Origin of the sequence: Frateuria sp. YIM B11624 (genome assembly GCF_049727805.1) — a bacterium.
GTDB lineage: Bacteria > Pseudomonadota > Gammaproteobacteria > Xanthomonadales > Rhodanobacteraceae > Frateuria_A.
Window position 1 is genome coordinate 108441 of record NZ_JBCNYA010000013.1, and the last position, 7425, is coordinate 115865.

General features: G+C 67.2%; 6 protein-coding genes. 2 read left to right on the forward strand and 4 right to left on the reverse strand.

The window, feature by feature from the left end; all coding sequences use genetic code 11:
* The first annotated feature begins 64 nt into the window (after positions 1–64).
* Entirely contained in the window at positions 65–400 is a 336-nt protein-coding gene (locus AAIL17_RS08775) for a high-potential iron-sulfur protein (protein ID WP_424682447.1), read from the forward strand.
* Positions 401–838: 438 nt separating this feature from the next.
* Here the strand turns inward: AAIL17_RS08775 and AAIL17_RS08780 are convergent, their stop codons facing one another.
* Positions 839–2281 (reverse strand): amino acid permease, encoded by a 1443-nt coding sequence (locus AAIL17_RS08780; RefSeq protein WP_424682448.1) that lies wholly within the window; start codon positions 2279–2281, stop codon positions 839–841.
* Between the two features lie 74 nt (positions 2282–2355).
* On the reverse strand, positions 2356–3840 hold the full coding sequence (locus AAIL17_RS08785) for an amino acid permease (protein WP_424682449.1): 1485 nt from the start codon (positions 3838–3840) through the stop codon (positions 2356–2358).
* A 167-nt stretch (positions 3841–4007) separates the two neighbouring features.
* Here AAIL17_RS08785 and AAIL17_RS08790 point away from each other — a divergent pair, with 167 nt between their 5' ends.
* On the forward strand, positions 4008–4559 hold the full coding sequence (locus AAIL17_RS08790) for an NUDIX hydrolase (protein WP_424682450.1): 552 nt from the start codon (positions 4008–4010) through the stop codon (positions 4557–4559).
* Between the two features lie 96 nt (positions 4560–4655).
* Here the strand turns inward: AAIL17_RS08790 and AAIL17_RS08795 are convergent, their stop codons facing one another.
* A complete protein-coding gene (locus AAIL17_RS08795; protein ID WP_424682451.1) occupies positions 4656–5183 on the reverse strand; it encodes a 3-hydroxyanthranilate 3,4-dioxygenase in 528 nt (175 codons plus the stop codon).
* Between the two features lie 162 nt (positions 5184–5345).
* Positions 5346–7235, reverse strand: a complete 1890-nt coding sequence (parE, locus tag AAIL17_RS08800; RefSeq protein WP_424682452.1) for a DNA topoisomerase IV subunit B — start codon at positions 7233–7235, stop codon at positions 5346–5348.
* Positions 7236–7425: the final 190 nt, after the last annotated feature.

The following is a 7425-nucleotide window of genomic DNA, read 5'->3' on the forward strand; positions in this document are numbered from 1 at the left end:
GGCGAGCGTACCATCGGGAAAGGCCGCCGCGTCCGCGGTGGCGGAAACAACGGAGGTTCCTTCCATGTCGCAAGAAAAAGATCTCGAATCGCGCAGGCGTTTCCTGAAGGTCGCCGCGGGCACCGCCGCCGCCGCGGCCGTGGTCGGTGGACTGCCGCGCCTCGCGCGCGCGGCCGACCTGCCGCACGTAGCCGAGTCCGATCCGACCGCCAAGGCGCTCGACTATGTCGAGGACGCCAGCACGTCGAAGAACCCGAAGCACAAGGCGGGCGATGTCTGCGCGAACTGCCAGTTCTACACGGACGCCAACGCCAAGCCCTACGGTCCCTGCCAGCTGTTCCCCGGCAAGTCGGTGAACGCCAAGGGCTGGTGTGTTTCGCACACGACCCGGAAGGCCTGAGCAGGCGCGCATGTGGCCGACGCGCGAGGCGCGTCCGGTCATGTGTGCGTGAAGGGAAAGTGGCCGAACGGCCGGTCTGAAAAGTGCTGCCCAGACGCGTCAGGCTGAGGAGCTGACCCGCCTGACGCGCCGGGCGGCGATCCGGGGCCCACTGCCAAGTGATCAACCCTCGGAGTTCGAATGATACTCCCGCGGTGGGCAGTTCGGGCGACGGACGCCGGGTTTTTTCTCGGAAAAGTTCCGTTAAACCTTTTAATTTCAGTAGGTTGCGGCACAAAATTCTTTGCTGGGCTGAAGCTGCCGGTTTGCAAGGATTTTGTTAAATGTCGCGTCCGCCTGCGAACGTCGGTCAACGTTCGGGTTCCAGACGAGGCCTCCCTGGGGAGGCCCGGGCCGCCGAGGCGGCGAGCGGGCCGAAGCCCACCTCTCATGTCGACCTTATGTGGACGCCTTGCGCAGCTGGCTGTGGCGGCGCCCGTAGCCGAAGTAGATCGCCAGGCCGATCACGGTCCAGATACCCAGCATCAGCCACTGGTACCAGTTCTCCCAGTACAGCAGCGTCAGGCAGCTCAGTACGCCCAGCGTGCAGACCACCGGAGCCCATGGCACGCGGAAGGTGCGCGGCAGTTCCGGCTGGGTGTGGCGCAGGATCAGCACGCCGGCGCACACCGCGACGAACGCGATCAGCGTGCCCATCGAGACCAGGTCACCGAGGACGTCCAGCGGGAACACGGCCGCCAGCGCGGCGATGCCCAGCCCGGTGATCACCGTGTTGATGTGCGGCGTGCGGTAGCGCGGGTGGATCTTGGCGAACACCGGCGGCAGCAAGCCGTCGCGGCCCATGATCATGAAGATGCGCGGCTGCGCGATTATCATCACCAGCACCACCGACGACAGGCCGATCAGCGCGCCGATCTCGACCAGCCAGCGCAGCCATTCCAGCTCCGCATGCGCCTTGACCGCCGTGACCACCGGCTCGGACGTGCCGAGCAGGTTGAAGGGCAGCAGGCCCGTGATGACCGCCGCCATGCCCACGTAGAGCACGGTGCAGATCGCCAGCGAGGCGAGCGTGGCGATCGGCAGGTCGCGCTGCGGGTTCTTCGCTTCCTGCGCCGCGGTCGAGGTTGCCTCGAAACCGATGTAGGCGAAGAACACCAGGGTCGACGCACGCATGATGCCTGACCAACCGTATCTCTCGGGCCCTTCGTTGGCCGGGATAAACGGGTGCCACAGATCCGGATTGACGTAGCGCCAGCCGGCAACGATCACCACCACGATCAGGCCGACCTTGAGCAGCACCATGGCGACGTTGGTGCCGCTGGACTCGCGGATGCCCACGTAGCAAAGCCAGGTCAGCGCCAGCACGATGGCCACCGCGGGCAGGTTGAACAGGGCGCCGGTACTTACCAGGTGACCGCCCTGATAGGCCAGCGGGGCGTTGGTGAGGGCCGCGGGCAGGTGGATGCCGATGTGGTCCATCAGGCTGACGAAGTAACCGGTCCAGCTCACGGCGACGGCCGAAGCGGATACGCCGTACTCCAGCACCATGTTCCAGCCGATGAACCAGGCCACCAGCTCGCCCAGCGTGGCATAGGCGTAGGAGTAGGAACTGCCGGACATCGGGATCAGCGTGGCGAACTCGGCGTAGCACAGCGCGGTGAAGCTGCAGCAGATGGCCGCGATCACGAAGGCCAGGATCACGGCAGGACCGGCGTGCTCGGCCGCCGCCTGGCCAGTGATCACGAAGATGCCGCCCCCGATCACCGCACCGATGCCCAGCGCGGTCAGCCCCCATGGCCCGAGCGTGCGGCGCAGCCCGGGGCCGTGCGCGTCGTCGGCATCGGAGAAATCGGTCTTGCGGGCGAGCAACTGCTTCAGCATGGGCATTCCGGACATGAAACCGGCACGGTTCTCACCGTGCCGGCGGGTTGTCATTGGGGTACGCGGTGCAAGCGTCAGGCCGGTTCGGTGCCGTTGGCCAGATGGCTCTTGCGGTAGCCATAGAGGTAGTACACCACCAGGCCGACGGCCGCCCAGCCGAAGAACACGTACATGGTCACCTTCGACAGGTTCAGGAACAGCAGCACGCAGCCGATGATGGCGAGCGGGCAGACCACCCACGCGGCCGGCGTGCGGAACGAGCGCGGCCGCTGCGGCTGCTTGACGCGCAGGATCAGCACGCCGAGCGCCACCATCATGAAGGCGAACAGCGTGCCGGAGTTGGTGACGTCAGCCAGTGCACCCACCGGGAACAGCGCGCCGAACAGCGAAACGAAGCCGCCGGTGATCAGCGTGATCACGTGCGGGGTGTGGTAGCGCGGATGGATCTTGGCCAGCTTGGCGGGCAGCAGGCCGTCGCGCGCCATGGTGAAGAAGATGCGGGTCTGGCCGTAGGTCATCGTCAGGATCACCGACGGCAGCGCGAGGCTGGCCGCGGCGCCGATGAAGTTGCCCCACCACGGGTGGTCGAGCAGGCGCACCGCGTGGGCCAGCGCCTCCTTGCTGCAAACCAGCGCCTGGGAACCCTGGCAGGCCGCCGCCATCGCCGGCGTGCCGGGCTGGATCGCGGAGCCGTCCGGGGCGACCACCGGCTGCGCGCCGACGGCGCCGATCGCGCCGTAGCTGACCAGCAGGTAGTAGATGGTGCATACGCCGAGCGCGCCGAGCAGGCCGATCGGGATGTTGCGGTTGGGATTCTTGGTTTCCTCAGCCGCCGTGGAAATCGCATCGAAGCCCACGTAGGCGAAGAAGATCGAAGCCGCGGCGCCGAGCACGCCGATGCCGCCCATCGGGCTGCCCCAGCCGTTGGGCGTGAAGGGCACGAAGTTGGCGTCTTCCACGCGCGGCAGGGCGATCACGATGAACACGGTCAGCGCGATCACCTTGACCAGCACCAGCGCGGCATTGACCTTCGCCGACTTGCTGGTGCCGATCACCAGCAGGCCGGTGATCACCAGGCCGATCAGGCAGGCGAACAGGTTGAATCCGCCGCCGTCCAGCGGACCGACCCGCAGGAACATCGGCAAGCCGAATCCGCGGCTGGCCAGCAGGCCGTTGAAGTAGCCGGCCCAGCCCACGCATACGGTACTGGCGGCGATGGTGTACTCGAGCACCAGCGCCCAGCCCACGACCCAGGCGAGGCCTTCGCCCATCACGCCGTAGGTGTAGGTGTACGCCGAGCCCGCGACCGGCACCATCGAGGCGAGCTCCGCGTAGGCCAGGGCGGCCAGGCCGCACACGATGGCGGCGATGACGAAGGACACCATCATGCCTGGGCCGGCCTTCTGTCCGGCCTCGGCGGTCAGCACGAAGATGCCGGTGCCGATGATGGCGCCGATGCCGAGCATGGTGAGCTGGAAGGGGCCGAGCTGGCGAACCAGGCTTTTCTTTTCGGCGGTGGCGAGAATCTGGTCGAGCGGCTTGACGCGCTTGAAAAGCATGTATGGGTTCCCCGTAGGACAGACGGACGCATCCCCTCGACCCCGACGTAAGCAATGCGTCGAGCCGACGTGACGGGCAACCTTAGCCGAGCGTGACTGGGGGTACAAGCGCCACGAGACACGCGCGCCCGTCGCTAGAATGCGTGTTTGCCGCTTCCCTCCAGACGATGACGGAAATTGCCACTCCCGGCCTCGCCGATGCCTTTCGCCGGCATGCGCAGGCGTATCCAACCGATCCGGCGACGGGTGTTTTCCTGCAGTTCCTCGACAGCGCGCCGCAGGTGTTCGAGCGCAGCCACGCGCCCGGGCATTTCACCGGCTCGGCGTGGCTGGTCAGCGCCGACGGCGAACGCGTGCTGCTGACCCATCACCGCAAGCTCGGCCGCTGGTTGCAGCTGGGCGGTCACGCCGATGGCGATCGCGACCTGGCGCGCGTGGCCTTGCGCGAGGCGGAGGAGGAATCGGGCCTGCGGGAGCTGGTGGTGGAACCGGACATCTTCGACATCGACCGGCACCTCATTCCCGCGCGTGGCGACGAGCCGGCGCATTGGCACTACGACGTGCGCTACGTGGTGCGGGCCACCGGCAGCGAGGCTTTCGAGGTCAGCGAGGAGTCCCTCGAACTGGCCTGGCGGCCGGTCCGCGCGATCGCGCAGGACGTGCAGGCGGACGAGTCGCTGCGGCGCATGGCGCAACGCTGGCTCGCCCGCCAGGCGTAGCCCGTAGTCCGTAGGGTGGGCTTCAGCCCACCGGCTCCGATGGCGATCAAGGCGGTGGGCTGAAGCCCACCCTACGCCCCTGCGCGCGTTCTCGAGTCACGCCGATTCGTAGCGCGCGGGAGCGGGATTCAGGTGCCCGCAGGCGTCGCAGGTGCGCGCCTCGCGCGAGCGGTAGAAGCGATCGAACACCGGTGGGAAATCCTGCTCGATGCTCTGCAGGGTGAAGTACTCCTCGTACAGCTTGTGGTTGCAGCGCTCGCAGAACCACAGCAGGCCATCCTGCTCGCCGGCCAGGCGGCGGCGCTCGATCACCAGGCCGACCGAGTCGGGCATGCGTTGGGGCGAGTGCGGTACGCGCGGTGGCAGGTAGAACACCTCGCCGGCGCGGATCGGGATGTCGCGCGCCTCGCCCTCGTCCTGAACCTTGAGCACCATCTCGCCTTCGAGCTGGTAGAAGAACTCGGGGCCTTCGTCGTAGTGGTAGTCGGTGCGCGCATTGGGACCGCCGACGATCATCACGATGAAGTCGCCGTCGACGATGCACTTGTTGCCGACCGGCGGCTTGAGCAGGTGGCGGTGTTCGTCGATCCAGCGTTGCAGGTCGATGGGGGGGACAAGGGCCATGGCTGGCTGCTCGTGACGTGAGAGTGCCTAACTTACACGACACAATATGACGCGGCGTCATCCCCGCCTAAGCGGGAATCCATTGTGCTTGTGTGGGATCAAGGCAAGACGGATTCCGCTTTCGCGGGAATGACGACCATGGAGAGGATGGTGCGCCGAGGATCAAACCTCGAGCGTCGCCAGGTCGCCCTTTTCCTCCAGCCAGCTCTTGCGGTCGCCGGCGCGCTTCTTGGCCAGCAGCATGTCCATCAGCTTGGCCGTCGCGTCGTCGTCGTCGACGGTCAGCTGGACCAGGCGCCGGGTGTCGGGGTGGATGGTCGATTCGCGCAACTGCGCCGGGTTCATCTCGCCCAGGCCCTTGAAGCGGGTGGTGCTGACGGCTCCCTTCATCTTCTCGCGCTCGATCTTCTGCAGCATCGCCTGCTTCTCGGCCTCGTCCAGGCAGTAGAAGACCTGCTTGCCCACGTCGACGCGGAACAGCGGCGGCATCGCCACGAACACGTGGCCCTCGCGCACCAGCGCCGGGAAATGGCGCAGGAACAGCGCCGAGAGCAGGGTGGCGATGTGCAGGCCGTCGGAGTCGGCGTCGGCCAGGATGATGACCTTGCCGTAGCGCAGGCCGGAGAGGTCGTCCTTGCCAGGATCGCAGCCGATCGCCACGGCAAGGTTGTGCACTTCCTCGGAAGCCAGCACGGAGGTCGACTCGACCTCCCAGGTGTTCAGGATCTTGCCGCGCAGCGGCAGGATTGCCTGGAACTCCTTGTCGCGCGCTTGCTTGGCGCTCCCGCCGGCCGAGTCGCCCTCGACCAGGAAGAGCTCGGTACGGGTGAGGTCGGTCGCGGTGCAGTCGGCCAGCTTGCCGGGCAGGGCGGGGCCCTGGGTGATCTTCTTGCGCACCACCTGTTTGGCCGCCTTCAGGCGCGCGCTGGCGCGTTCGATGGCGAGCTGGGCGATCTTCTCGCCCAGGTCCACGTGCTGGTTGAGCCACAGGCTGAAGGCGTCGTGCACCACGCTCTCGACCAGTGCGGCGGCCTGGCGCGAGGACAGGCGCTCCTTGGTCTGGCCGGCGAACTGCGGATCGAGCAGCTTGGCGCTGAGCACGAAGGCCAAGCGCTCCCACACGTCCTCGGGCGCCAGCTTGACGCCACGCGGCAGCAGGTTGCGGATGTCGCAGAACTCGCGGATCGCGTTGGTCAGGCCCGTGCGCAGGCCGTTGACGTGGGTGCCGCCCTGCGCCGTGGGAATCAGGTTGACGTAGCTCTCCTGCACCAGCTCGCCCTCGGGCAGCCAGGTAAGGGCCAGGTCCAGGCCTTCGGTGTCGCGGGCGACGTGGTGCACGAACAGGTCGGCGGGAATCGCCTCGGCGCCGTCGAGCTCGCCGCGCAGGTAGTCGCGCAGGCCGTCCTCGTAGTACCACTCGCTGGTCTCGCCGCTGGCCTCGTCGAGCAGCTTCACATTCAGGCCCGCGCAGAGCACGGCCTTGGCGCGCAGCAGGTGCTTGAGCTTCGGCACCGAGATCTTCGGCGAGTCGAAGTACTTCGGATCGGCCCAGAAGCGCACGGTGGTGCCGGTCTTCCTCTTGGGCACCGAGCCGATGACCTCCAGCTCGCTGACGCGGTCGCCGTGCTCGAAGGCCATGCGGTATTCGCTGCCGTCGCGGCGGATGGTGACTTCGACGCGCTGCGAGAGTGCGTTCACCACCGACACGCCTACACCGTGCAGGCCGCCGGAGAAGTTGTAGTTCTTGCCGCTGAACTTGCCGCCCGCGTGCAGGCGGGTGAGGATCAGCTCCACGCCCGGCACGCCTTCCTCCGGGTGGATGTCCACCGGCATGCCACGGCCGTCGTCGCTGACTTCCACTGAACCGTCGACGTGAAGCACCACCTCGATCGCCTTGGCGTGGCCGGCGAGCGCCTCGTCCACCGAGTTGTCGATGACCTCCTGCGCCAGGTGGTTCGGCCGCGAGGTGTCGGTGTACATGCCCGGGCGGCGTTTAACGGGATCGAGGCCGGAAAGGACTTCGATGTCGGCGGCGTTGTAGCGACTGCTCATGCGTGGGGTCGGTCAGGGAACGGAAGCGTTGCAGGATGGCGAGAGGCGGGCGGGATGGTCAAGCGGGCTTGCCGCGAAGAGCGCCCCCATCCGCCTTTGGCACCTTCCCCCGCGTTGCGGGGGAAGGCTCGATGTTGTCCTTCCCCCGTTCCACGGGGGAAGGTGCCCGAAGGGCGGATGGGGGCGCTCT